Origin of the sequence: Kitasatospora saccharophila, assembly GCF_039529925.1 — a bacterium.
GTDB lineage: Bacteria > Actinomycetota > Actinomycetes > Streptomycetales > Streptomycetaceae > Kitasatospora > Kitasatospora saccharophila.
In genome coordinates this window covers 24,574-49,490 of record NZ_BAAANS010000015.1, presented here as the reverse complement: position 1 = coordinate 49,490, position 24,917 = coordinate 24,574, and the positions used below count along the sequence as shown (strand labels likewise).

The following is a 24,917-nucleotide window of genomic DNA, read 5'->3' as shown; positions in this document are numbered from 1 at the left end:
GTTCCTGGATCTAGCATGCAGCGCACTCAATGTGACGTCACTCACGTCCATCTGATCGTCCGTCGCACCGAAGACGTCAGGAGTCCCCGCGTGGCACCCCCGCCCGAGACAGCCCCCGAATCGTTCCAACGTATCGAGGAGTCACCGGAGTTCCGGCAGCTGAGGAGCTCCTTCCGGAACTTCGCATTCCCGGTCACGGCCGGATTCGTCCTCTGGTACCTGCTGTACGTCCTGCTCAGCTGCTACGCCCCCGGCTTCATGAGCACCAAGGTCGTCGGCAACATCAACCTCGCGCTGGTGCTCGGCATCCTGCAGTTCGTCAGCACCTTCGCCATCGCCGCCTGGTACGCCAGGTTCGCCGACCGGCAACTGGACCCGCGCGCCGCCGTCATCCGCGGCCGCGCCGACGCCACGCTGCCCGCCCAGCCCACCGAGCACACCGCCGTGGCCGAGGAGGCCGCCGAATGATCCAGCTGGCCACCTCCGCGGGCGACCACCGGACCCTGATCATGTCGCTGTTCGGGGTGTTCGTCCTCGCCACCCTCGGCATCACCCTGTGGGCCGGCCGCAGCACCCGCGACGCCTCCGACTTCTACGCCGGCGGCCGCAGCTTCACCGGCTTCCAGAACGGACTGGCGATCTCCGGCGACTACATGTCCGCCGCGTCCTTCCTCGGCATCACCGGCGCCATCGCGCTCTCCGGCTACGACGGCTTCCTCTACTCCATCGGCTTCCTGGTCGCCTGGCTGGTCGCCCTGCTGCTGGTCGCCGAGCCGCTGCGCAACTCCGGCCGCTACACCATGGCCGACGTGCTGGCCTTCCGGATGCGCCAGCGGCCCGTCCGCACCGCCGCGGGCATCTCCACCATCGTGGTGTCGATCTTCTACCTGCTGGCCCAGATGGTCGGCGCCGGCTCGCTGGTCGCCCTGCTGCTCGGCGCCCAGGGCGACGCCGCCAAGCGCTGGGTGATCGTCGCGGTCGGCGCGCTGATGGTGCTGTACGTCGTCATCGGCGGCATGAAGGGCACCACCTGGGTGCAGATCATCAAGGCCGTGCTGCTGATCCTCGGCGCCGGGCTGATGACCGTCCTGGTGCTCGCCAAGTTCCACTTCAACCTGTCCGAACTGCTCGGCTCCGCCGCCAAGGCCAGCGGCAGCGGCGACAAGTTCCTGCAGCCCGGCCTCAAGTACGGCACCAACGGCACCACCAAGCTCAACTTCCTCAGCCTCGGCATCGCCCTGGTGCTCGGCACCGCCGCGCTGCCGCACATCCTGGTGCGCTTCTACACCGTCCCGACCGCGCGCACCGCCCGGAAGTCGGTGCTCTGGTCGATCGGCATCATCGGCGTCTTCTACCTGATGACGCTCGCCCTCGGCTTCGGCGCCGCCGCCCTGGTCGGCCGCAAGGCGCTGGCCGCCGACAAGTCCGGCAACACCGCCGCCCCGCTGCTCGCCGAACACCTCGGCGGCGGCGCCGGCACCACCGGCGGCGCGGTGCTGCTCGCGGTGATCTCCGCGGTCGCCTTCGCCACCATCCTGGCCGTGGTCGCCGGACTCACCCTGGCCTCCTCGTCCTCCTTCGCCCACGACCTCTACGCCAACGTGATCCGGCGCGGCAAGGCCACCGAGAAGGAGGAGGTCGCCAGCGCCAAGTTCGCCGCCGTCGCGATCGGCGCGGTCGCCATCCTGCTGTCGATCTTCGCCGACAAGCTGAACGCCGCCGCCCTGGTCGCGCTGGCCTTCGCGGTCGCCGCCTCCGCCAACCTGCCCACCCTGCTCTACTCGCTGTTCTGGAAGCGGTTCAACACCACCGGCGCGGTCGCCTCCACCTACGCGGGCCTGATCACCTCCGTCGGCCTGGTGGTCTTCTCCCCGGTGGTCTCCGGCAACGCCAAGGCACTGATCCCCGGCAGCTCCTTCGACTGGTTCCCGCTGGAGAACCCCGGCCTGGTCTCCATCCCGGTCGGCTTCCTGGCCGGCGTGATCGGCACCTACCTCTCCCGGGAGAAGGCCGACCCGGCGAAGTACGCCGAACTGGAGGTCCGCTCGCTCACCGGCCTCGGCGCCCACTGAGCGAACACCTCCCCGGCGGTGTCCGGGAGCGGAGTTAAGCTGGCCCGGCCACCGCACGGTGGCCGGGCCAGCGGGCTTCTCTCGGGCTTCTTCCAGGAAAGGCGGGCGCCGGAATGCTCCTCGACACCCACGGACGGCAGGCCGTCGACCTGCGGGTCTCGCTCACCGACCGGTGCAACCTGCGCTGCACCTACTGCATGCCCGAAGAGGGCCTCGACTGGCTCGGCAAACCCGAACTGCTCACCGACGAGGAGATCGTCCGCCTCGTCGCCCTCGCCGTCGGCGAACTCGGCGTGCGCGAGGTCCGCTTCACCGGCGGCGAACCGCTGCTGCGCCCCGGGCTGGTGGCGATCATCGCGGCCTGCGCCGGGCTCGCACCCCGGCCGGAGATCTCGCTCACCACCAACGGCATCGGCCTGGCCCGGATCGCGCCCGCCCTGCGGGACGCCGGGGTCGACCGGGTCAACGTCTCGCTCGACACCCTCGACCCCGACACCTTCGCCCGGCTCACCCGCCGCAAGCGCCACCAGGACGTGCTGGACGGCCTGGCCGCCGCCGAGGCCGCCGGGCTGCGGCCGGTCAAGCTCAACGCCGTCCTGATGCGCGGCGTCAACGACCACGAGGCCGCCGACCTGCTGGCCTGGGCGATCGAGCACCGCTACCAGCTGCGCTTCATCGAGCAGATGCCGCTGGACGCCCAGCACGGCTGGGACCGGAGCCGGATGGTCACCGCCGAGGAGATCCTCGAACTGCTGCGCACCCGCTTCGAGTTGACCCCCGAACCGTCCGCCGCCCGGGGCGCCGCCCCGGCCGAGCGCTGGCTGGTCGACGGCGGCCCGGCGACGGTCGGCGTGATCGCCTCGGTCACCCGCCCGTTCTGCCGCGCCTGCGACCGCACCCGGCTCACCGCCGACGGCCAGGTCCGCAACTGCCTGTTCGCGACCGGCGAGACCGACCTGCGCGGCGCGCTGCGCTCCGGCGCGAGCGACGCCGAACTGGCCGAGCTGTGGCGGGCCGCGATGTGGGGCAAGAAGGCGGGCGCGGGCATCGACCAGCCGGAGTTCCACCAGCCCGAGCGCCCGATGTCGGCGATCGGCGGCTGAGCGGCCCCCGCGGGGCGCACCGCCGTTCCCCGGGCCCCGGCGGGACGGGGGGCCGTCGGCAGGCGCACCGGGGACGGGCCGGAGCCCGGGGCAGCCGGAGGTGCGGCGGCCGGGTGATCCGCAGTTCCCGGCCCGAAGCAGCACGGGCCCTTCGGCGGGGTCCGGCCGGCAGCAGCTCGGACCCGCCGTTCCCCCGGTCCCTGGCGGGGCCTTCCTCAGTCGCGGTTGTGGAGCGCCTCCAGGCCGACCAGGTCGTCCGGGCGGGCGTCGGGGACCCGCTCGTCGAAGTGGGCGAAGACCGGCAGGCGGCGCAGCACCAGGCCGGTGGCGATCAGGACGAGCGCGAACAGGACGTACGTCAGGCCGAGGCCGCGGCCCGGGCCGGTGCCGATCAGGTGGCCGACGGTCGGGGCGAGCGCCCCGCCGGGCTCCAGGGCGGGCTGGAGCAGCGCGGCGGTGCCGGGGCCGAGCAGCACGAAGCCGACCGGCATCGTGCACCAGGCGAACAGCGCGTTCACCGCGAAGGCCCGGCCGTGGAAGCGGGCCGGCACCTTCACCTGGACGATCGTCGCGTACACGGTGTTCATCACGGTCAGGCCGAGGAACATGCCGAACACGCCCACCCCGACCAGGGCCGTCGACGGGCGCAGGCCGGTGACCAGGCAGCCCGCCGCCATCAACAGGAACGCGCCCAGCACGCCGCGCATCCGGTGCCGGGACGGGCCGCCCCACACCGCCATCAGGGTGCCGCCCAGGACGATGCCGAAACCGCCCGCCAGCGAGACCCGGGCGACGTCGGAGAGCGAGCCGAAACCCAGCACCAGCGGCTGGAAGAAGATGAACAGCGGCCCGACCAGCAGGTTCGTCCCCGCGAAGAAGAACAGCATCGCGCGCAGCCCCGGCGTCCCGAGGGCGAGCCGGAACCCGGCCCGCAGTTCGGCGCCGACGCTCTCCCGGCGGCTCCAGCCCAGCGTGCGGGGGAAGCGCAGGGCCGCGGTGACGGCGATCGCCACCCCGTAGCTGCACACGTCGGCGATCAGGATGCCGCGCAGGCCGACCGTGGCCAGGGCGGCCGTCGCGAGCAGCGGGACCGCGAACTGCACCACGCCGCCGCCCGCCTGGACCAGGCCGTTGGCGTGGCCGAGGAAGCGCTTGGGGACGAGCTGCGGGACGGCGGAGGACCAGGCGATCCGCTGGAAGGTCAGGGCCACCGACAGCACCGTCATCAGGGCGTACACCGCCGGGCGGTGCAGCGCCCCGGCGAGCAGCAGGGCCAGCATCGCGGCCTGGGTGGCGCCCGCGGCGGTGTCGGCGGCCAGCATCACGGCCCGGCGGCTGTAGCGGTCGGCGACGGTGCCCGCGAGCGGCGCGGCCAGCAGGCCCGGGACGAGGGCGAGCGAGGAGAGCAGGGCGAGCTGGAGCAGCGAGTCGCTGCTCAGGTAGAGCCACAGCGGCAGCGCGAACTCGGTGGTGGCGGTGCCCGCCATCGACACCAGCTGGCCCGCGGCGACCGCCAGGAAGCGCGGCATGCCGGGCGCGGGCGCCTTCGCCCTCGCCCTGGCGGCGGTGGCGGGTGGCGCGGCGGCGGCGCGGGAGACGTCGGCCAGGTGCCAGGTGGGCTCGCCGGCGGGGGCGGGCGGGGTGTCGGCGGGCAGCTCGCGGTGGACGGTGGTGAGGATCGCGGAGACCTCCGCGGCCCGGTACTTCAGGAAGTAGTGGCCCGCCTCGGCGAGCACCACCAGGGCGGTGGTGCCGGTGACGAAGTGCCACTCGCGGAAGCGCTCCCCGTGGTAGTCGGTGATGTCGTCGCGTTCGCCGACCACCGAGATCACCGGCGCCGACAGCGGGGTGACGCCGCCGGTCAGCAGCCCGGTGAAGTACTCCTCGGCCTGCTCGCTGTCGGCGCGCATGTCCCGCACCAGGCGGCGGGCGGTGGCCGGGTCGACGTCGTCCAGGCTCAGGCCCAGCGAGGTCAGCCAGTCGCGGTAGCGGCGGTCGCCGGTCAGCCGCTCCATCCGGGTCATCAGCCGCGCCACCGGGCCGCGCGGCCGGGCGAACGGGAAGATCGCGCCGGTGTACACCGCCTCCACGGCCCGGCCGTCCGCCTCCAGGGCGAGCGCCAGCGCGACGGCCAGCGCCCCGCCGACGCCGCAGTGCCCGTACACCGCGACCGGGCCGCGGACGTGCTCGCGGACCTCGGCGACGGCCGCGGCCACCAGCTCCGGGAAGGCCGCCCGGCCCTCGGAGCGGCCCATCTCCTCGCCGGTGCCCGCCAGCGCGAACAGGGCGTGGCCGGGCGGCAGGGCGTCGGCGAGCGGCTGGTAGACGGCCGCGCTGCCGCCGCCGTACGGGACGCACAGCAGGGTCAGCACCGGCTCGGCGGCCTGCCGGGGCGTCAGCTCGTGCAGGACGCGGGCCGGGCCGCGGTCGGCGGCGGGGGTGGCGGCCAGCGCGGCCAGGGCGCGGACGGTGGGGTGCTTGAACAGGTCCATCAGGGACAGGCCGGCGGCGTCCGGGAGCGCGGTGCGCAGCCGGGCGACCACCTTGATGCCGAGCAGCGAGTGGCCGCCCAGGTCGAAGAAGTCGTCGTCCCGGCCGGGCAGCGGGACGCCGAGCACCTCGGACCAGACCCCGGCGACCACCCGCTCGGCGTCGGTGGCCGGTTCGACGCGGTCGGCGCCCGGGGCGGCCGGGGCGGGGGAGGGCAGCGCCCGGCGGTCGAGCTTGCCGGTGGGGCCGACCGGCAGCGCGTCCAGGACGACGTACGCGGAGGGCAGCATCGAGTCGGGCAGCGAGCGGCGCAGGCCCGCGCGCAGGACGGCGGGCGCGGTGTCGGCGCCGCTGCCGTCCGGGACGGTCCAGGCGACCAGGCGGCGCACGCCCGGCCGGTCCTCGCGGACCGCGACGGCGGCCTCCCGCACGCCCGGCAGGGCGCGCAGCGCGGCCTCGACCTCACCGGGTTCGATCCGCAGGCCGTGCAGCTTGACCTGCTGGTCGGTGCGGCCCAGGTACTCGACGGTGCCGTCGGGCCGGTGCCGGGCCAGGTCGCCGCTGGCGTACATCCGGGAGCCGGGCGGGCCCCACGGGTCGTCGCGGAAGCGCTCGGCGGTCAGCTCGGGCCGGTTCAGGTAGCCGAGGGCGACCCCGGGGCCGGCGATGTGCAGCTCGCCGGGCAGCCCGGCGGGCACCGGTCGGCCGTGCCGGTCCAGCACGTACACCCGCATGTTCTGGATCGGCCGGCCGATCGGGGTGCGGCGGACGCCCGCCAGGTCCGCCGGGGTGCACGTCCAGGCCGTGCAGTCGACGGACGCCTCGGTCGGGCCGTACAGGTTGTGCAGGCCGGCGCCGGGCAGCCGCTCCAGGGTCTGCCGGGCCAGGTCGGCGGGCAGCTCCTCGCCGCTGCACACCAGGGTGCGCAGGCCCGTGCACCGCTCCACGCCCTCCTCGGCGAGGAAGACGGCGAGCATCGACGGCACGAAGTGCGCGGTGGTGACGGCGTGTTCGCGGATCGCGTCGCGCAGGTACGCGCCGTCGCGGTGGCCGCCCGGGCGGGCCATCACCAGGCGGGCGCCCTCGCGCAGCGGCCAGAACAGCTCCCACACCGAGACGTCGAAGGCCGCCGGGGTCTTCTGCAGCACCGCGTCGGCCGGCCCGATCGGGTAGGCGCGCTGCATCCAGTCCAGCCGGTTGTCGATGCCCCGGTGCGAGCAGAGCACGCCCTTGGGACGGCCGGTCGAACCCGAGGTGAAGATCACGTACGCCGGGTCGTCCGGCCCGGCCGGGCGCAGTGGACGGCGCTCGGCCGGGGGCCGCCGCAGCGCGGCATCGTCCAGGGACAACAACCGGGTGCCGCGCGGGAGTTCGGCCGGCAGCCGGTCGCGCAGGGCGTCCTGGGCCAGCAGCGCCCGGGGAGCCGCGTCGGCGAGCATGCCGGACAGCCGCTCGGCCGGGGAGTCCGGATCGAGCGGCAGGTACGCGCCGCCCGCCTTCAGCACGCCCAGCAAGGCGGCCACCAGCTCGGCCGACCGCTCGGCGCAGACCGCGACCACGCTGCCCGGACCCACCCCGGCGGCGGCCAGGTGGGCGGCCAACACCGAAGCACGCTCGTCCAGTTGGCGGTAGCTGAGCCGCTCGCCGGTGGCGTCGACCACCAGGCAGGGCGCGTCCGGGGTGGCGGCGGCCCGGGCCTCGAAGCGGCCGTGCAGGGTGCCGGGTTCGAGCGGGAGGGCGGTGTCGTTCCACTCCTCCAGGGTGGTGCGCAGTTCCTGAGGGTCCGTCAGGTCGAGCTGGGAGAGCGGCAGTTCGGGATGCCGGACGACCTGGCGCAGCAGGCGTCCGAACAGCTCGGCGAGGCGGGCGATCGTGCCGGGCTCGAACAGGTCGGAGCTGTAGGTGAAGTAGCCGTGCAGGCCCTCGTCGGTGTGCCGCAGGTACAGCTCCAGGTCGAACCGGGTGGCGCCGGTGGTGAACGGCTGGTGGCCCACCTCCGGGCCGTCGTCCGCCGGACCGGCCTCGGCCCGCTCGTAGTTGAGCAGCGTGAACGAGGTCTGGAACACCGGCGTCCGGCTCGGGTCGCGCGGCAGCGCCAGCTCCTCGACCAGCTGCTCGAACGGCATCTCCTGGTGGGCCAGGTCGGCGACGAACCGCTCCCGGACGTCCGCCAGCAGGCCGGTGAACCCAGGGTCGCCCGACAGGTCCGCGCGCAGCGCCAGGACGTTCGCGAACAGGCCCACCAGCGGCTCCAGTTCGGGCAGCGTCCGGCCCGCCACGGTCGAGCCGACCGCGAAGTCGTCCTGTCCGCACCAGCGGCCCAGCAGCGCCTGGTAGGCGGCCAGCAGCGTCATGTACGGCGTCGCGCCGTGCGCCGCGCCCAGCGCCAGCACCGCCCGGCTGGTCTCCGCGTCCAGCGCGAGGCCGTGGCCCGCGCCGCGCAGCGTCGGCACCGCCGGGCGCGGACGGTCGGCGGGCAGGTCGAGCGGCGGGACGCCGGCCAGCCGGCCGCGCCAGTGGTCCAGGTCGGCCCGGCGCACCTCGCCCCGGTAGCGCTCACGCTGCCAGGCCGCGAAGTCGCCGTACTGCACCGGCAGTTCGGGCGGCGGGACGTCCCCGCCCGCCCGGTAGCCGGCCAGCAGCCCGCGCAGGAACAGCTCGCTGGACCAGCCGTCCGAGACGATGTGGTGCTGCACCACCACCAGCACGTGGTCCCGCTCGTCGGCCCGCAGCAGGGCCGCCCGCACCACCGGGCCCGCCGCCAGGTCGAACGGGCGGCCGGTCTCCTCCCGCACCCAGGCGTCGAGCTGCGCCTCCCGGTCCGCCGGGGCCAGGCCCGGCGCGACCGCCCTGACCTCCAGCCGGACGCCGCCCGGCGGGTCGACCACCACGGTCGGCGTGCCGTCGGCCGCCGCCGGGAAGCGCATCCGCAGGCTCTCGTGCCGGGCCACCAGCCGCTCCAGCGAGGCCGACAGCCGCTCCGGGTCGAGCGGGCCGCGCAGCCGCACCACCAGCGGCACGGTGTAGGCGGTGCTGTCCGGGACGAACTGGTCCATGAACCACAGGCGTTCCTGCGCGAAGGACAGCGGCGGCGCGGTGCCCTCCGGGCGGCGCGGCACCGCCGCCACCGGGGCGGCGGTGCGGGCGCGGCGCAGCCGGCGGGCGAGCAGCTCGGCGCGGGCGTCGGCGGCGGGCGTGCGGGCGGTGCCGGGGGTGCCGGGGGTGCCGGCGGGCGTGGGGGCGGTGGCGGGGGTGGTGGTCATGCGGCCGGGGCGCCTTCCTGGAGCGGTGCGCGTACTTCGCTGACGGCGGGATGGGTGGGTGTCACGCGGTGGAGGCCGCGCGAGGGGTGTCACGCGGTGGGGGCGTGCGGTGGGGTCAGGCGGTCGGGGCGCCCTCGTCGATCAGGGACCGCACCTCGTCCTCGCTGAGCGCGTCGATCTCCGCGAGCAGCAGCTCCTCGACGGCGGCGGCCGTGCCGGCGACCGTCGGCGCGGCGAACAGCACCCGGACCGGGAGGTCGAGTTCGAGCGCGGCGCGCAGCCGGGCCAGCACCCGGACCGCGAGCAGCGAGTGGCCGCCGAGCGCGAAGAAGTCGTCGTGCACGCCGAACCGGTCCGGATCCAGCCCCAGCACCTCGGACCAGACCTCGGCGACCAGCAGTTCGGCGTCGGTGTCCGGCGCGACCCGCGCGGCGGCGCCGTCCTCCGGGGCGACGGCGGCGGCGGGGGAGGGCAGCGCGGCCCGGTCGAGCTTGCCGCGGACGGTCAGCGGCAGGCGCTCCAGCGGCAGGCAGACGTCCGGGACGAGGTGGGCGGGCAGCACGGCGCGCAGGCGCAGGCGCAACTCCTCGCCGTGCGGCGGGTGTCCGGCCCGGGAGGGGACCACCCAGGCGGCCAGCAGCTGCCGGCCGGCCTCGTCGTGCAGGTCCACCACGGCCTGCGCCACGTCCGGCTGCGCCAGCAGCGCGGCCTCCACCTCGGCGGGCTCCACCCGGTACCCGCGCACCTTGAGCTGGCGGTCGCGGCGGCCGAGGAACTCCAGCGAACCGTCCGGCCGCAACCGGGCCAGGTCTCCCGTCCGGTACATCCGGCCGCCGGTGAACGGGTCCGCGGCGAACCGCTCCGCCGTCAGGTCGGGGCGGCCCAGGTAGCCGTCCGCGAGACCGTCCCCGCCCAGCCACAGCTCGCCGGGCACCCCCGGCGGCACCGGGCGGCCGCCGTCGTCCAGCAGGTGGGCGACGGTCGCGGCGATCGGACGGCCGATGCCCGGGCGGGCGGCCGCGTCGTCCGGGCCCAGCCGGCAGGCGGTGGCGATCACCGCGGCCTCGGTCGGGCCGTAGGTGTTCCACAGCTCGACCCGGTCGCCGAAGCGCTCGCGCCAGGCCGCGACCGCGGTCGGCGCCACCTGGTCGCCGCCCAGCACCACCGTGCGCAGCGCCGGGGGCCACGGGACGGCCGGACCGGCCGCCACCAGCTCCTGCCAGTACGCCGTCGGCAGGTCGAGCACCGTCAGGGCGCGGCCCCGCGGACCGCCCAGCCAGTCCGGCAGCTCGGCCGACGGCACCGGCAGCAGGACCACCTCCGCGCCGTGCGCCAGCGCGGGGAAGACCTCCTCCACGTGCGTGTCGAAGCCCGGCGAGGCGAACTGCAGCACCCGCTCGCCCGGGCCCAGCCCGTACGCCGCGCCCATCCAGCGCACCCGGGCGAGCAGCGCCCGGTGCGGGACGGCCACCGCCTTCGGCTCGCCGGTCGAGCCGGAGGTGTACAGCACGTAGGCCGGGTCGGCGGGCGACGGGAGCTCGAACGGGCCTTCCGCGGCGGCGGGCTGCGGCGCGTCCAGCGGGTCCTGGCGGGCGGTGGGCAGGCCGGTGTCGACCTCGGGGGCGTCCGGGGTGGCCAGGACGGCGGTGGCGCCCGCGCCGTCCAGCATGGCGCGCAGGCGCGGCGCGGGGAGGGCCGGGTCGAGCGGGAGGTAGGCGCAGCCGGCCAGCAGGAGGCCCAGCATGCCCGCCAGCAGTTCGGCGGAGCGGGCGCCGTACAGCCCGACCGGCGTGCGCGGGAGCGCTCCCACGGCGCGGACGGCGGCCGCCGCCCGGCGCGCCCCGGCCATCAACTCCTGGTAGCTGAAAGCCCGTTCGCCGTCCCGGAGGGCGACCGCGGCCGGGGTCAGGGCGGCCTGCCGCAGCAGCAGGTCGAGCACCGTCTCCGGGTCGTCCGGCACGCCGTCCGGGCCGCGCAGCAGCGCCCCCCGCTCATCGGGAGCCAGCAACGACAGCTCGCCGAGCGGCAGTTCGGGCCGGGCCAGGGCGTTCCGGGCCAGCACCGGGAGGCGGTCCAGCAGGGCCTGCGCGGCGGCGGCGTCCAGCACCGCCGGGTCGTACGCCAGCAGCAGGTGCAGGCCGCCGCCGGCGGCCGGCCAGGCGTCCAGCGAGGTGTCGAAGGGCGTCGGCGCGGGCAGGCCGGGCAGGTCGTCCACCCGGAGCGGACCGGCCTCGGCGGGCTGCCCGGCGGCTGACTCGGTGTGCAGGTTGAACCAGTGCCGGAACAGCTGCCGCTGCCCCTCGCCGCGCGCCGTGCCCAGCGCCCCGAGCAGCCGCTCGTACGGGACCTGCGGGTGCGAGAGCGCGCCGGTGACGGTGGCCCGGGTGCGCTCCAGCAGGGCGGCGAAACCGGCCCCGCCGCCGAGATCGGCGCGCAGCGGCAGGACGGCCGTGAAGCAGCCCACCAACTGCTCGTCCGCCCGGCGCTCGCGCCCGGCGGTCGGCGCGCCCACCACCAGGTCCGACTGCCCGGTGTGCCGGCCCACCAGCAGCTGGTAGAGCGCCAGCCAGGCCATGAACGGCGTGCAGGAGCGCCGCCGGGCGAAGTCCTCGACCTCGGCCGCCGCGGCGGCGTCCATCTCGGCCCGCACCCAGTGCGCCCGCCCGTCCGGGGCCGGAGCGGCCGGCGCGCTGCCCGGCGGCAGGCCCCGGCCGGGCGGGGCGGCGAGCTCGGCCGCCCAGTACGCGGCCGCCCGGTCCGCCGCCGGGCCCTCCGCACGGGCCCGCTGCCACATCACGTGGTCGCCGAACCCCTCCGGCAGCGCCGGCAGTCGCGGCTCGCCGCCGTCCGCCACCGCCCGGTGCGCGGCCAGCAGCTCGTCCAGCAGCAGCCGGATCGACCAGCCGTCCGACACCAGGTGGTGCGCCGCCAGCAGCAGCACGTGCGCCCACTCGCCCGTCCGGTACAGCTCGATCCGCAGCAGCGGCCCGTCCTCCAGCGCGTACGGCCGCCCGCCGGACGCCTCGGCCAGCCGCAGCGCGGCGGCCTCCGGGTCCGGCTCGGCCCGCAGGTCGTGCAGCAGGACGGGCACCTCCACCCGGTCGGCGACCCGCTGCACGGGCACGCCGTCGGACTCCCCGAACGACGTCCGCAGCGGCTCGTGCCGGGCCACCACGGCGGCCACCGCCCGGCGGAACGCCTCCGGGTCGAGCGGGCCGGTCAGCCGGCGCAGGGTGACCAGGTTCTCCGAGACGTCCGACGGGTCCACGCGCTGCAGGAACCACATCCGCTGCTGGCCCGGCGTCAACGGGTACTCGCGGTCAGACATGCTGCTGCTCCTCGGTGAGACGGGCCAGCACGGCGCCGAAGCCGGCCGGGGTGGGGGACTCGAAGAACGCCGAGGCCGGGACGTCCACGCCGAACCGCTCGGCGATCCGGGCGGCGATCCGCACCACGGCGAGCGAGTCCCCGCCGCAGGCGAACAGGTCGTCCTGGTCGCCGACCCCCTCCCGGCCCAGGACCTCCGCCCACAGGGCGCGCAACTCCGCGACCGGGCCGGTGGCTCCGCCCGCAGCCGGGCCCCCGCCCGCGGCCTCCGCCCGGACGGAACGGGCCGGCGGCGCGGCGGGCGGCCGCCACGGCTCGGCGGTCCGGACACCGCTCAGCGCGGCCTCCGGACGGTCGGCCAGCAGCGTCAGCAACTCGACCAGCGCGTCCGCGAACCCCGCCACCGCCGGACGGGCGAACCGCTCGCACGGGTACGTCAGCACCAGCTCCGCGCCCTCCGGACCGACCCCCGCCGCCAGCACCAGGTCGTACGCGCTGCCGTCGACCTCCTGCCCCCACGGCGCGGCGGCCAGGTCAGCGCCCCACCCCGCGTCCGGACCGTCCGCCGCGACCTCCGTGCGCTCCACGAACAGCACCTGGAACAGCGGGTGCACCCCGGGCGCGCGGCGCGGGGCCACCGCCGAGACGATCCGGTCGAACGGGGCCGCCTGCGCCAACCCCGCCGCCAGCGCCTCCCGCACCCGCGGCGCGAACGCACGGAACGCCGGATCGTCCGCCAGCGACACCCGCAACGGCAGCAGATCCGTGAAACACCCCACCACGGCGTCCAGTTCGGCATGCGGACGGCCGCCCGACACCACGCCCACCGTCACCTCCCGGCGCCCCGCGCACCGCGCCAGCAGCACCAGGAACCCGGCCAGCAGCACCGAGTGCCCCGTCAGCCGCGCCCCGTCGCCGACCGCCCGCAGCCGCTCCACCACCGCGCCGGGCACCCGGACCGGGACCGTCGCGGTGCGGCGGCCGCCGCCGGGCCCCTTCGGGGCGTCCAGGCCGAGCTCCAGCACCGGGGGCGCGCCGTCCAGCAGGTGCCGCCAGTACGCCAGGCGCTCCGGCAGGACGCGGTCCAGCCGGGAGCGCGACCAGGCCGCGTAGTCCGCGTACTGCGGGCGGTCGTCGGCGGGGGACGCGCCGTCAGTGGGGGACGCGCCGTCGGCGGGGGCGCCGCCGGTGCGGTAGGCCGTCGCCAGTTCGGCGATCAGCAGGTCCGCCGAGCGGGCGTCCGCCGCGATGTGGTGGCACACCAGCAGCAGCCGGTGCCGGTCGGCGGCCAGCCGCAGCACCGTCAACCGCAGCATCGGCCCCGCCGCCAGGTCGAAGCGGTGCCCGCCCGCCTCCACGGCCAGGGCGGCGGCCAGCGCCTCGCGCTCCGGCTCCGGCGCGAAGGAGAGGTCCACCAGGTCGATCAGGGCAGCGGACTGGCCGGGCGTCAGGGGAGCATCGGGGCGGAACTGGACGGGCTCGCCGTCGACCTCCGCGTAGCGCGTCCGCAGGACCGGGTGCCGGTCGACCACCCCGGTGAGCGCGGCCGTCAGCCGGTCCAGGTCCAGCGGTCCCTCCAGCGCCAGACCCGCCGTCACCGGCGGCGACGCGTCCGGGCCGCCGATCCGCTCCGCCAGCCACAGCCGGCGCTGCTCCGCCGAACACACCACCGGACGGCCGTCCCGCGGCAGCCGGGGCACGCCCCGGACCGCCGAGCTCTGCCGACGCGCCGCGAGCAGGCGCGCGGCGAGGACGCGCCGGTCGGCGGAGGCGGCGGAGGCGGCGGAGGCGGCGGAGGCGGCGGAGGGGGAGGCGGTGGAGGGGGCGGTGGGGGCCGAGCCGTCGGCGAGGGCCTCCGGCGGGGCCGGGCGGTGCCCGGGCGCGGGCGCGGGGGAAGTCGTCGGGCCGCTGGTGGCGGCCTCCGGCGGGGCGGTGGGACCGGTGACGGGGGCGGGCGGGTTCACCGGCCCTCCCCGGCGAGTCGGTGCGGGTCCTCCAGCAGGGCCTTCACGCCCGTCAGCAGGGACGTCACCTGGCGGCCGTTCAACAGCCGGTGGTCGAACGCCGCGCCCAGGTGCACCAGGCTGCGGGCCCGGAAGCCCGCGCCGTCCGGGTCGGGTAGCACGACGGTGCGCGGGGCCGCCAGCGACAGCGCGCAAGCCTGGCCGGGGAACACCACGGGCAGCGCCAGGGCGACGCCCGGGTCGGTGTGCAGGGTCAGCGTGATGTTGGCGCCCTGCAGGTCGCGATCACGGAAGGCGCCGCGCAGTGCGGCCATCCGGTGGGCCATCATGGCCCGGGACAGCTCGCCCAGCGAAGACCGGTCGGCGTCGCGCAGCACCGGCACGAACAGGCCGGCGCCCAGCTCGAAGGTCACCCCGATGTGCGCGCCGGGCACCAGCCGGGTACCCGTCCCGTCGGCCGTCAGCGCCGCGAAGCAGGCCGGATCGGTGGCCCGCCGGGTGGCCAGCGCGGCCGCCGTCAGCTCGGCCAGGCCCACCAGGCTGCCGACCGCCGCCGCGAGTTCACGGCCGGCGGCGAGCGCGTCGGTGACGTCCACGTCCACGGCGGTGAACGCCGCCGGCACCTCGCGGTGCGCGGCGGTGACGGTCACCGCGACGGCGCGCTGGTTGCGGGACAGCGGGGCGAGCACCGTCCCCGGCGGGTCCTGCGGTGCCGGCGGGTCCTGCTGGTCCTGCGGCGCCTGCGCTGCCTGCGGGGCGGGGGTCCCGGTCCGGGGCCGCTCCGCGGCCGGGTCCGCCGCCTGCTCCGTCGCCGCGAGTCGCGCCGCCAGCAGGTCGACCTCGGCGCGGCGCACCACCGGCACGTCCAGCGCGAGCGCCGCCGACTCGGGGATGCCGAGTTCGGCCAGCCGGGCCCGGGCCGGGGCGGTCAGGACCGGGCCCCCGGTGGCGGGGGCGGGGGAGTCGGCGGACGGCGCCGGGGAGTCGGCGGACGCCACCGGACAGCGCCGGGCCGCGTCCAGGGAGGCCGCGTCGGGGTGCAGCCGGGCCAGCAGTTCGCCCGGCGCGCACTCGCGGCCCGCCGGGACGAGCAGTTCCAGCAGCCCGTCGGCCGGCGCGGCCAGTTCCTCGACCGCCTTCGAGGTCTCCACCTCCAGCAGCGGCTCGCCCTCGGCGACCTTCCCGCCGTCCTCGACCAGCCACCCCAGCAGGGTGTACGCCGCGTCGTTGGTGTTGACCTTCGGCATCCGGTACTCGGTCACCGTCACCGCTCCTCTCCGCGCTCCGTCGACGCGTGCTCCGCCGACATCCGTTCCGTCGACGCGTGCTCCGCCGACGCCCGTTCCGTCGACGCCTGTTCCGCCAGCGCGCGGACCGCCCGCCGGATGTCCTCGTTCCGGACGAACACCTCGTCCTCCAGGTGCGGCGCCGCCGGTACCGGCCGGTCCGCCGCCGTCAGCACCCGCACCGGCGCCCGCAGCACCGACCAGAGCCGGGTGTGCAGGGCCTGCGCGACCTCCGTCCCCCAGCCCGCGCCGGGGGTGCCGTCCTCCACCACGACCACCGCCGGGGCCCGTCCGCACAGCTCGGCCAGCCGGTCGGCGTCCAGCGGGTACAGCCGGGCCGGGACCAGCAGGCGCACGCACAGCTCGTCCTCCAGCAGCAGCGAGCGCAGCGCGCCGACCGCCCGCCGGGCCAGGCCGCCCGGGGCGATCACCACCGCGTCCGGCCGCTCCACGCCGGCCGGGCCGACCACGGCCGTGCCCAGGGCCGAGCCGCCGTCCAGCCGCCAGTGCAGCACCTCGTCGACCGTGTCGCCGGTGAACCGCCGCTCGGCGTACAGCACCTTGTCCTCGAACAGCACCGACGGGTTGCCGGTGGAGAGCGCGTGCCGCACCAGCGGCACCGCGTCGTGGAACGGGCTCAGCTCGTACAGGTCCAGGTCGGGGACGCCCATCAGGTGCTTCTGCGGGCTCTGGCTGTGCGTCGCCCCGTACCCGCGCCGCCCGCCGACCGGGCAGCGCACCAGCAGCGGCACCGGCACCCGGCGGCCGTACATGGAGACCGACTTGGCGGCGAAGTTCACCAACTGGTCGAAGGCCAGCGTGACGAAGTCGCCGAACATCATCTCGACCACCGCGCGCTCCCCGGCCAGTGCCAGGCCCGCGCCCACCCCGGTGATCGCGCCCTCGCTCAGCGGCGTCGACCGCACCCGCTCGCCGAACCGGGTGGACAGGCCCCGGGTCACCTTGAACGCCCCGCCGTACGGGTCCGACACGTCCTCGCCGAGCAGGTGCACCGACGGGTCGGCGGCCATCAGCTCGTGCAGCGCCCGGTTCAGGTTCTCGGCGACCCGCTCCGGCCCGGCGGGAGCGGACGGCGGCGGCACCGGCGTCAGCCGCGGCGCGGCGGACGCGGCGCGGGCCCGGCCGTCCGACGGCGGGCGGGACAGCACCTCCGCCACCAGGGCGTCCACCAGCGCCGACTGCTTGGCGTCCCAGGCCGCGAACCGCTCCTCGGACGCGCCCGCCCGGGCCCGGTACCAGTCGCGCGCGCCGAGCTCCGCCAACTCCCCCGCGCCCCGGGTGTCGTCGCCCTTGCTGTGCGGTCCCAGCCGCGGCACGTCCAGCTCCACCACCAACGGGCCGCCGCCGGAGCGCACTTGCTCCAGCAGCGGAGCCAACTCGGCGCGCAGCTCGGTCACTTCCGACGTCGACGAACGGTGGTGGGCGATGCCGAACGCCGCCGCCCGGGCCCCGATGCTGCCCGCCAACTGCCGTTCGGTCGGCGTGGACTGGGCGATGCCGTTGTGCTCCACCAGCACGACCAGCGGGGCCCGCCACAGCGCCGCCAGGTTCAGCGCCTCGTACACCGCGCCCTCGCCCCAGGTGCCGTCCCCGACGAACGCCAGTGCCAGCGCCCCCGCCCCGTCCCGGGCCCGGCGCAGCGCCGCGCCGACCGCGACCGGCAGGCTCTCGCCCTGCACGCCCGTGGAGAGGAACCCGCCCGTGTACAGGTGCTGACTGCCGCCCGCACCGCCGCACACCGCGCCCTGCCGCCCCAGCACCTCGGCGAGCAGGCCCTCCGCGTCGCCGGTCAGCGCCAGGTAGTGGCCGTGGCCCCGGTGGTTGCTGAACACCATGTCCGTCGCGCCCAGCAGCGGCGCCAGCGCCACCGGCACGTACTCCTGGCCCAGGCAGGTGTGCGTGGTGCCGCTGACCAGGCCCTCGCCGAACAGCCGCAGCAGCGCCAGCTCGACGTGCCGGATCAGCAGCAGCGCGGCCAGGTCCGCGTCGTCCGGCTCCGGGGCGGGCGGGGGGTTGAGCACGGCGGTCACTCCTCGGTCGTGGTGGTGGCGGCGTTCCGCCGACGGGCGGCCAGCAGGCGCAGCGCGGCGGCGCGGTCGAGCGGTGCCTCCGGCGGTGTGGCCGGCGGTGTGGCCGGCGTCCCGGACGCTGCTCCGGACGGCAGCGGTTCGGCCAGGCAGCGTTCGAAGGCGTCCGGGGCGAGGCCGTCGACGAACGCCAGCGCGGCGGAGCGGGACGCGGCGGACTGCTCCGCGTAGTGCGCCGGATCGCCGAGCAGCGCGTCGAGCGCCGCCAGCCACGGCCCCAACTCCTGCTCGGGCACGACCGGTTCGGGTCGGGCCGCGCCCGGCTCGCGGCGGTACGCGGTGACCGGCCGGACCGGCAGCGAGCCGGGCACGCCCAACTTGGCCTCCAGCAGCCCCCCGACCGCCGAGGCCAACACCGGCACGCCCCGCAGCATCGCCTCCACGCAGGTGTAGCCGAAGGTTTCGTCCCACAGCGAGGGCATCAGCAACACCCCCGTCCGGGACAGGACTTCGTCGATGTCGTCCACCGGCGGGATCACGGTGACGTTCGGCCGGCGGGCCAGCTCGGCCCGGTCGGCGGCGTCCGCACCCCAGGTCGGGACGGCCAGGAACGGCACCTCCGGCCGGGCGTCGGCCAGCCCGAGCAGCACCGAAATGCCTTTGTAACCACAGGGGTTGACCATCGTCACCGCGCCCTGCCCGGCCCGCCCGAGGTGCGGGAACGGCCCCGGCCCGTACACCTGCGGACGCACCACCTCCGCCGCCAGCCCCGCGTGCTCGCGCAGGTACGCCGCCGCGGCGTCGCTGACCGCGACCAGCCGGGCGGCCCGCCGCACCAGCCGCGTCCCGGCCTCGCTCGGATGGAACGCCCCCGGCCCGAACGGCAGTTGCTGGATCGTGTGGACCAGGTACACCACCCGGTCCGGGGTCGCGGCGAGCGCCGCACCGAGCATCAGGTGGCCCGGGTCGTCCCCGGGGACGAGGGTCCGGTCCGGGCGCAGCCGATCGGCCACCGCACGGACGGTCCGGGGCAGCAGGGACGGCGAGCGCACCGCGTGCACCGTGACGCCGCGGTGGGTGTAGACGACGGTCTCCCCGTCGTCGGAGCGGACCACCGCGCCGCGCTCGACCAGTGCCCGGACGGCCCGCCCGGCCTCGACGGTGGCCAGCGCGCCGGTCAGCGGGCCGACCACCTCGCAGCTGTGCCCGCGCGCGGCCAGCCGCTCCAGCAGCAGCCGGTTGGAACGGTTGGCCCCGCCGTGCGACGGCAGGTGGATCAGGTTCTGGGCGAGCAGGATCCTCATCGGGCCTCCTCCGGCACCGGCGTTCCGGCGGCGCGCCGCTCGCGCAGGCGGGCGTGCAGCCGGGCCCGGTCGGCGGGGGACAGGCCGTGCAGCGCACGGGGCCGCGGCCGGTCGGTGAGCAGTTCCGCCAGCCGGGCGGCCGCCGCGTCCAGGGCCTCGGCCGGACGCTGCGGGCCGGTGACGGCCGCGGCCCGCAGCGGCAGGTCGTGGTCGGCCGCCGCCGCGGCGATCGCATCGGCCAGTTCGGGCGTGCGCCAGCGGTCGGCCGGGACGGTGCGGGCCAGGTCCAGGCGGGCCAGCCGGGCCGCGTTGTCCGGGCGGTCCACCCCGTCCGCCATCAGCACCTGCGGGGTGCCGGCCGCGAGCGCCCGGGCCAGCGTGCCGATGCCCCCGTGGTGCACCAGCGCCGCCGCGTGCGGCACCGCGCGGGCGAAGTCCAGCCCCGGCGACCAGCGGACGTTGTCCGGCAGCGCGTCCGGCAGCAGGTCGCGGTGCCGGACCACCAGCAGGGTCGGCAGGCCCGTCCGCGCGGCGGCCGCCAGCAGCGCCGGGTAGTAGTCGGCGGCCAGCATCCGCCCCGTCCCGCCGGTGGCCAGCACGGGACGGGTACCGACCGGGAACAGGCCGTGGAACGGATCTTCGAACGGACGGTCGGCCGGGTCGGCGGGCGGTCGGTCGGCCGACGGGCGGTCTGCCAGGTCGGCCGGCGGGCGGTCCGACGGGTCGGCGCCGGCGGCGACCCGGGCGCCCAGGGCGCGGGCCGACGTGTCGGCGAGCGGGAAGCCGGTGAGCGCGACCCGGGCCGGGGCGCGGGGGCCGGCGGCGTCGAACCAGCCCGGCCACAGGCCGAGTTCGGCGTCCGACCCGGCGAACCAGGCCCGCCAGTCGGGTACTTCGGGCAGGCCGAGGCCGTCGCGGACCTCCTGCAGCCCGGCGGCCAGTTCGGCGCCGTACAGGTACGCGGCGACCGGCACCGCGAGCAACTGCGTCGGCGCGAGGGCCACCCAGGCGACGGGCGCGCCCAGCAGTTCGGCGGCGAACCGCACCGAGACCGCGGAGGTGTGCCGCCCGACCAGCACCGTCCCGCCCAGGACGTGCAGTTCGGCGAGGGCGCGGCACTCGGCCGCGATCTGCTCGAACAGGGCGTTGCGGCGGTAGAACCCGGCCCAGCCGGCCCGGTGCGGCGCGCTCCCCAGCAGCCCCGGCGTGTCCGCGAGCACGCTCTCGAACTCGGCCTCGCCGTCGATCGCCGCGAAGCCCAGACCGGCCTCCACCGCGACCGACCGGTACGGCGCGTGGGTGAGCAGCACCGCCCGGTGGCCGGCCCGGACCAGCGCCGCACCGAGACCGACGAACGGCAGCACGTCGCCGTCGCTGCCATGGGTCACCAACAGGAACAGGGCCATCGGAGCGTTACGCCCCCTCGGCCAGCAGCGCCCGGATCTCCTCGTCGCTCAGGCCGTCCAATTCGGCCTCCAGCGATTCGAGTTCGGCGAGGTCGGCAGATTCGACCAGGGACTGTTCGACGGCGGCGGCAGCCCCGTTGAGGGTGAACCCCGCCGTGAACAGGCGGTCCAACGGCAGTTCCACCCCGTAGGCGTCCTGCACCCCCGCCAGGAACCGGACCAGGGCGAGCGACGTCCCGCCCGCCTCGAAGAAGTCCACCTCGGGCCCGGCGGGCGCCACCCCCACGGCCTCCGTCCACAGCCGCGCCACGACCTCGCCGATCTCGCTCACCGGGCCACCCCCGCCCGGGTGAGGACGGCAGTTCCACGGCTAACAGGCAAGTCGTGCATGGCGGATCTCCCGAACGAGGGCAACCGGCGGGGTGGGGCCGGGCCGAAAAGGGATGGGGAGCCAGCAATGTGGGAGCGCTCCCACATCGGGCGCCGCCATTCCAGCAGCGGGTTTGAGCCCCTGTCAATGGATCGCGCGGCGAGAAACCACCCCGTGACCTGCGGTTTCCGCCATGCCCATGCCGTAAATGGGGCGGCGGTCGGCCCGGCGCGGCGAGGAACTCGCCGACCGGGCCGCCCAGTTCGGCACTCCCCGCGACCGCGGCGTGCAGCAGGGCGAGGTCGGACAGTCGAACTGTTCGCCGGAGGTGGCGACGCGGGCGGGCTCGGGGCAGGAAGAGGGCCGGGAGCAGGCCGGTCGCCATCGCGCTGGTCGCGATCAGGAAGGAGACGCGAAAACCGCTCATGGTCGGGATGGTGGCGCCGTTCCCGTGATGCGCGGTGTCGGCGAGGACCGTGCCTGTGGCAGCGCTGGAGATCGAGGCGCCGATCGAGCGCATCAGGGTGTTGAGGCCGTCGGGGAGGAGCTCGTCAGGGCCATCGCCGAGCCGAGCTTCTCGCGGGGGAGCACGTCGCGCATCGGACCGATGCCGAGAGGTATCGCGCCCGTGGCGAAGCCCTGGAGGCTCCGGCCCGCGGTCATGGTGAGCAGGTCGCTGGTGCGGGCAGGGCTCACTCCGAGGCGGACGCACTCTTCTTCCGGCCGGCTGTCGCCCAGGGGCCGAGGGCGAACCTGCCACTGTCCCGTCGTACTTCCAGGGCCCCTGCGCCACCGAAGTGCGCGGGAACGAGCAACTCCCGTTCGTCCGCCGCCCGCCCGAGAATTCGACGGCGGCTGGCCACCGCCTGTTCCGGGGCCAGGCAGGCGCTGCTGTTGCAGCAAGGGTGCAGGATCTGCACCGGGCTGTGCAGCAGATCTCCGACGAAGACCGCCCGGTCACTGCCGGATGCGAGCCGCAGCACGGATGAGCCGGGAGTGTGACCGGGTGCGGACTCCAGGGTGAGGTGTTCGTCGATGCGGTGGAGGCCGTCCCACAGCACACCCTGCCCAGCCCGGTGAACGGGCGCGATGCTGTCTTCGTAGATCAGGCGGTCGACCTCCTGCGCGCCGTTCCCGTACGCGTTGTCCGGGCCGTAGTGGAAGTCGTCGGCAGCCGGAATGAGGTAGTGGGCGTTGGGGAACGCCGGCACCCACTGCCCGTCCGCGTCGACGGTGTTCCAGCCGACGTGGTCGACGTGGAGGTGGGTGTTGACGACGACGTCGACGTCCTGCGGGCGGACACCGGCCCCCGCCAGGAGGCCGAGGAAATCACTCCGGGACTGGTGGAACGGCCCCATGCCCGGTCGCTCGCGCCCGTTCCCCGCTCCCGTGTCGACCAGGACGGTCCGGCCCGCACTGCGCAGCACCCAGCTCTGCAGAGCAAGCACCGCCACGTCACCGTCCGGCTCCCAGTGGTCCGGTGCCAGCCAGTCCTCGTTGTCCTTCCAGACACCGGCGGCAACTCCCGGAAACATGCCGGAGGTGGGCAGGAAGGGTTCGTGCCACTCGACGATCCGGATGACCTCGACGTCTCCCAACACCATGCTCTGCACGCTCTTGTTCTCGTTCGTCACGCGACTGACCCTAAGGAAGGTCGAACGATCGTCTCAATGTGCATCCAGCTCAAGAAGATACGAATCCGTCTCACCCCTTATACGGCCGGTATCCTGCACGGATGGATGTGGTGAGCGATGCGATCTCCGCCGTGCACCTCGGGCACCCCTGGTTCCACCGGCTGCGGACAGGCGGGAGCTGGTGCGCGCGACTGGATCCGTACGACGGCGCGGGTTTCTACGTCGTCCTCAAGGGCCACTGCTGGCTACTGACCGACGGCGGCGCCCCCGTACCTCTCGGCGTGGGTGACGCGGTGCTACTGCCCCATGGCACGGGCCATGTGATAGCCGATTCTCCGGTCGACGCGGCGGTCGCGGAGAACGAGGCGGTGCCGTTCGAGCAGTGGCTTGCGGGGGCAGGGCCGCGGACCCAGCCGGCTCGCTACGAGACGGAGATGCTCTGCGGCAAGTACTGGCTCGACTGCAGCCGCATGCACCCGCTCATGGCAGAGCTGCCCGAGGTCGTCCACCTTCCCGGCCGAGTGAGCAGCCGCCTCGAACTCCGTGCCGCCATCGATCTGCTCGCCGGTGAGCTGGATGAGACGCGACCCGGCTCCTGCGTGGCGCTCCCGAGCCTGCTCGACCTCCTCCTCGTCTACATGATCCGCGCCTGGATGGCCGAGGCCCCCAGCGGAGCCTGGCCCCGCGTACTGGGCGACCCGGTGACGGCGGCCGCCCTGCGGGCGCTGCATTCGAACCCGGCCGCACCGTGGAGCAACGACCGTCTGGCGGCGGAGGCGGGTGTCTCCCGCCCCACCCTGGCGCGCCGGTTCACCACCCTGGTCGGCCGCCCTCCGATGGCGTACCTCGCCTGGTGGCGGGTGATCCGCGCCGCCACCCTGCTCCGCGACACCCCGGACACCCTGGCCACCATCGCCGGCCGGGTCGGCTACGGCAGCCCGTACGCGCTCTCACACGCCTTCCAACGGGAGTTCGGCACCACACCGGGGCGGTATCGGGCGCAGGTCGTGGGACGATCCGCTGACGTCGAAACGGCCTGACGGCAGGAACCCGGTCAGGCGGGCAGCAGGCCGGGGGCGGGCTGGACCCGGCCCGGTCGACGAAGCGGGAGCCGGTGCGGTGGCGCTGACGGCCTCATTCCGAGAAGGGCTCGGTCTCCTTGAGGAAGCCGCGGACGGCGAGGAACTGGCTGAGCGAGTCGCGGTGGGCGTCGCAGGCGAGCCAGGTCTTGCGGCGGTCGGGGGTGTGGAGCTTGGGGTTGTTCCACAGCAGGGACCAGGCGGCGAGGTCGCGGCAGCCCTTGGCGGAGCACTTCGGGGGGCCGTCGGGGCCGGGGTGGCCGGTGGGGGAGCCGAAGAGGGGGTGCGCGGTGTCCATGCGGTCGATCCTATGCCCGGGCATGACGACGCCGGGCAGCCACGGGGGGAGCTGCCCGGCGTCGGTCTGTCGCTCCGACGGGGGATGCGGAGCGCTTAGGAAGTATGGCACGGTCGGGGGGCGGTAGGTGGGGCTGTCCGGTGATTAATTTGAGGATCGTCTGAGCTTTCGGACGGTCATACCACCGCACTGACTGACAAATCGGGCAGCGGACTTGAGCGGCCCTCAGTCCTGCGGCCGCTTCTCGGCCCCCGCGCCGCCGCTCGCGCCGCCGCCCCCCGTCCCGCCGGGGCCCAGCATGAGCGGGGTGTCGGGGGCGAAGGCGAACGTCGACGGCAGGCCCGGGGCGCGCTCGCGGCCCGCGTTGGCGATCAGCACCGCGAAGTAGGGCAGCAGGATCCCGCCGGCCAGCGCGGCGAAGGCGAGCCAGCGCTGGACGTCCCAGAGGATCACGGCGAGCAGGACGCACGCGGTGCGGATCAGCATCGAGATCACGTAGCGGCGCTGCCGCCCCCGGACGTCCTCGGTCAGGCTGCTGCGGGCCCCGGTGATCCGGAAGACCTGGCCGTCGTCCGTGTTCTTGGACATGTCGTCCCCATCCGTTCCTCGGGTCGGTTCGGCCCCTACGGTCGACCACCGTAACCCCGCTGACGCCGGCCGGACCCACCCGGGTCCGGCGCGGCGGCGCGGCGGCGCGGCGGTGCTCAGGGCAGCCGGCGCAGGTACTCGACCGGGACGGCGTCGGTCAGCCAGACGCCGTTCGCGGACACCCGGAACTCGTGCCCGGCCCGGTCCATCGCCGCCGCGTCGACCTCCAGGACGACGGGGCGGCCGTGCCGGGCGCCGACCTTGACGGCCGTCCCGGTGTCGGCGGAGAGGTGGACGTCCTGCCGGTTCATCGGGCGCAGGCCCTCGACCAGGACGTACCGCAGCGTCCGCTCGGCGGTGCCGTGGTAGAGCACGTCGGGCGGGGTGGCGGCGGGCAGGCCGAGGTCGACCTCGACGGTGTGGCCCTGGCTGGCGCGGATCGAGCGGCCGTCCTCGGAGTAGGCGAAGCGGCGCTTGTTGTTGGTGGCGACCACGTGGTCCAGTTCGGCGCGGGTCAGCCGGCGGCCGTGCCGGGCCAGCGCGGCGAGCAGGGCGTCGACCTCCACCCAGCCCGCCGGGTCCAGGGTGACCCCGATGGAGCCCGGGTCGTGCCGCAGGACGCGGGAGAGCGTCTTCGACGTCTTGACGGTGCGTTTCTCGTCCATCGGGGTCCCCCCTGGGGGTA

17 protein-coding genes are annotated in these 24,917 nt (G+C 75.8%); 4 read left to right on the top strand and 13 right to left on the bottom strand.

Annotated elements, in window-relative coordinates; all coding sequences use genetic code 11:
* The first annotated feature begins 90 nt into the window (after nucleotides 1-90).
* The 3 genes from ABD345_RS13410 (at nucleotide 91) to moaA (ending at nucleotide 3,175) form a co-directional block, all read left to right on the top strand.
* Nucleotides 91-468: a DUF485 domain-containing protein gene (locus ABD345_RS13410; RefSeq protein WP_344552231.1), complete on the top strand. Its 378-nt coding sequence runs from the start codon at nucleotides 91-93 to the stop codon at nucleotides 466-468.
* Entirely contained in the window at nucleotides 465-2,072 is a 1,608-nt protein-coding gene (locus ABD345_RS13405) for a solute symporter family protein (protein WP_344552230.1), read from the top strand. The genes ABD345_RS13410 and ABD345_RS13405 overlap by 4 nt, the downstream gene beginning before the upstream one ends.
* Nucleotides 2,073-2,185: 113 nt before the next feature.
* A complete protein-coding gene (moaA, locus tag ABD345_RS13400) occupies nucleotides 2,186-3,175 on the top strand; it encodes a GTP 3',8-cyclase MoaA (protein WP_344552229.1) in 990 nt (329 codons plus the stop codon).
* Nucleotides 3,176-3,390: 215 nt separating this feature from the next.
* Here the strand turns inward: moaA and ABD345_RS13395 are convergent, their stop codons facing one another.
* The 10 genes from ABD345_RS13395 to ABD345_RS13345 form a co-directional block, all read right to left on the bottom strand.
* A complete protein-coding gene (locus ABD345_RS13395; RefSeq protein WP_344552228.1) occupies nucleotides 3,391-8,928 on the bottom strand; it encodes a non-ribosomal peptide synthetase/MFS transporter in 5,538 nt (1,845 codons plus the stop codon).
* 115 nt (nucleotides 8,929-9,043) lie between these two features.
* Nucleotides 9,044-12,256 carry an amino acid adenylation domain-containing protein gene (locus tag ABD345_RS13390; protein ID WP_344552227.1) on the bottom strand — a complete coding sequence of 1,071 codons (3,213 nt, stop codon included), beginning with the start codon at nucleotides 12,254-12,256 and terminating at the stop codon, nucleotides 9,044-9,046.
* Complete coding sequence (locus ABD345_RS13385) at nucleotides 12,249-14,219, bottom strand: condensation domain-containing protein (protein ID WP_344552226.1); 1,971 nt, start codon at nucleotides 14,217-14,219, stop codon at nucleotides 12,249-12,251. Before ABD345_RS13385 ends, ABD345_RS13390 begins: the two co-directional genes overlap by 8 nt.
* Complete coding sequence (locus ABD345_RS13380) at nucleotides 14,216-15,481, bottom strand: 2-oxo acid dehydrogenase subunit E2 (protein ID WP_344552225.1); 1,266 nt, start codon at nucleotides 15,479-15,481, stop codon at nucleotides 14,216-14,218. The genes ABD345_RS13385 and ABD345_RS13380 overlap by 4 nt, the downstream gene beginning before the upstream one ends.
* Nucleotides 15,482-15,483: 2 nt before the next feature.
* On the bottom strand, nucleotides 15,484-17,547 hold the full coding sequence (locus ABD345_RS13375) for a dehydrogenase E1 component subunit alpha/beta (RefSeq protein ID WP_344552224.1): 2,064 nt from the start codon (nucleotides 17,545-17,547) through the stop codon (nucleotides 15,484-15,486).
* A 5-nt stretch (nucleotides 17,548-17,552) separates the two neighbouring features.
* Entirely contained in the window at nucleotides 17,553-18,857 is a 1,305-nt protein-coding gene (locus ABD345_RS13370) for a glycosyltransferase family 4 protein (RefSeq protein ID WP_344552223.1), read from the bottom strand.
* Nucleotides 18,854-20,263 (bottom strand): glycosyltransferase, encoded by a 1,410-nt coding sequence (locus ABD345_RS13365; RefSeq protein WP_344552222.1) that lies wholly within the window; start codon nucleotides 20,261-20,263, stop codon nucleotides 18,854-18,856. The genes ABD345_RS13370 and ABD345_RS13365 overlap by 4 nt, the downstream gene beginning before the upstream one ends.
* Nucleotides 20,264-20,270: 7 nt before the next feature.
* Nucleotides 20,271-20,594, bottom strand: a complete 324-nt coding sequence (locus tag ABD345_RS13360) for a phosphopantetheine-binding protein (RefSeq protein WP_344552221.1) — start codon at nucleotides 20,592-20,594, stop codon at nucleotides 20,271-20,273.
* A 558-nt stretch (nucleotides 20,595-21,152) separates the two neighbouring features.
* Nucleotides 21,153-21,329, bottom strand: coding sequence for a hypothetical protein (locus ABD345_RS13350; RefSeq protein WP_344552220.1), 177 nt, complete (start codon nucleotides 21,327-21,329; stop codon nucleotides 21,153-21,155).
* Nucleotides 21,326-22,267, bottom strand: coding sequence for an MBL fold metallo-hydrolase (locus tag ABD345_RS13345; protein ID WP_344552219.1), 942 nt, complete (start codon nucleotides 22,265-22,267; stop codon nucleotides 21,326-21,328). The genes ABD345_RS13350 and ABD345_RS13345 overlap by 4 nt, the downstream gene beginning before the upstream one ends.
* A gap of 101 nt (nucleotides 22,268-22,368) precedes the next feature.
* Here ABD345_RS13345 and ABD345_RS13340 point away from each other — a divergent pair, with 101 nt between their 5' ends.
* Nucleotides 22,369-23,307 carry an AraC family transcriptional regulator gene (locus ABD345_RS13340; RefSeq protein WP_344552218.1) on the top strand — a complete coding sequence of 313 codons (939 nt, stop codon included), beginning with the start codon at nucleotides 22,369-22,371 and terminating at the stop codon, nucleotides 23,305-23,307.
* Between the two features lie 94 nt (nucleotides 23,308-23,401).
* Here the strand turns inward: ABD345_RS13340 and ABD345_RS13335 are convergent, their stop codons facing one another.
* From ABD345_RS13335 to ABD345_RS13325, 3 genes are all read right to left on the bottom strand, one after another.
* Complete coding sequence (locus ABD345_RS13335; RefSeq protein ID WP_344552217.1) at nucleotides 23,402-23,644, bottom strand: hypothetical protein; 243 nt, start codon at nucleotides 23,642-23,644, stop codon at nucleotides 23,402-23,404.
* A 225-nt stretch (nucleotides 23,645-23,869) separates the two neighbouring features.
* Nucleotides 23,870-24,232 carry a DUF3099 domain-containing protein gene (locus ABD345_RS13330; RefSeq protein ID WP_344552216.1) on the bottom strand — a complete coding sequence of 121 codons (363 nt, stop codon included), beginning with the start codon at nucleotides 24,230-24,232 and terminating at the stop codon, nucleotides 23,870-23,872.
* Between the two features lie 116 nt (nucleotides 24,233-24,348).
* Nucleotides 24,349-24,897, bottom strand: coding sequence for an RNA 2'-phosphotransferase (locus tag ABD345_RS13325; RefSeq protein ID WP_344552215.1), 549 nt, complete (start codon nucleotides 24,895-24,897; stop codon nucleotides 24,349-24,351).
* Between the last annotated feature and the right edge of the window lie 20 nt (nucleotides 24,898-24,917).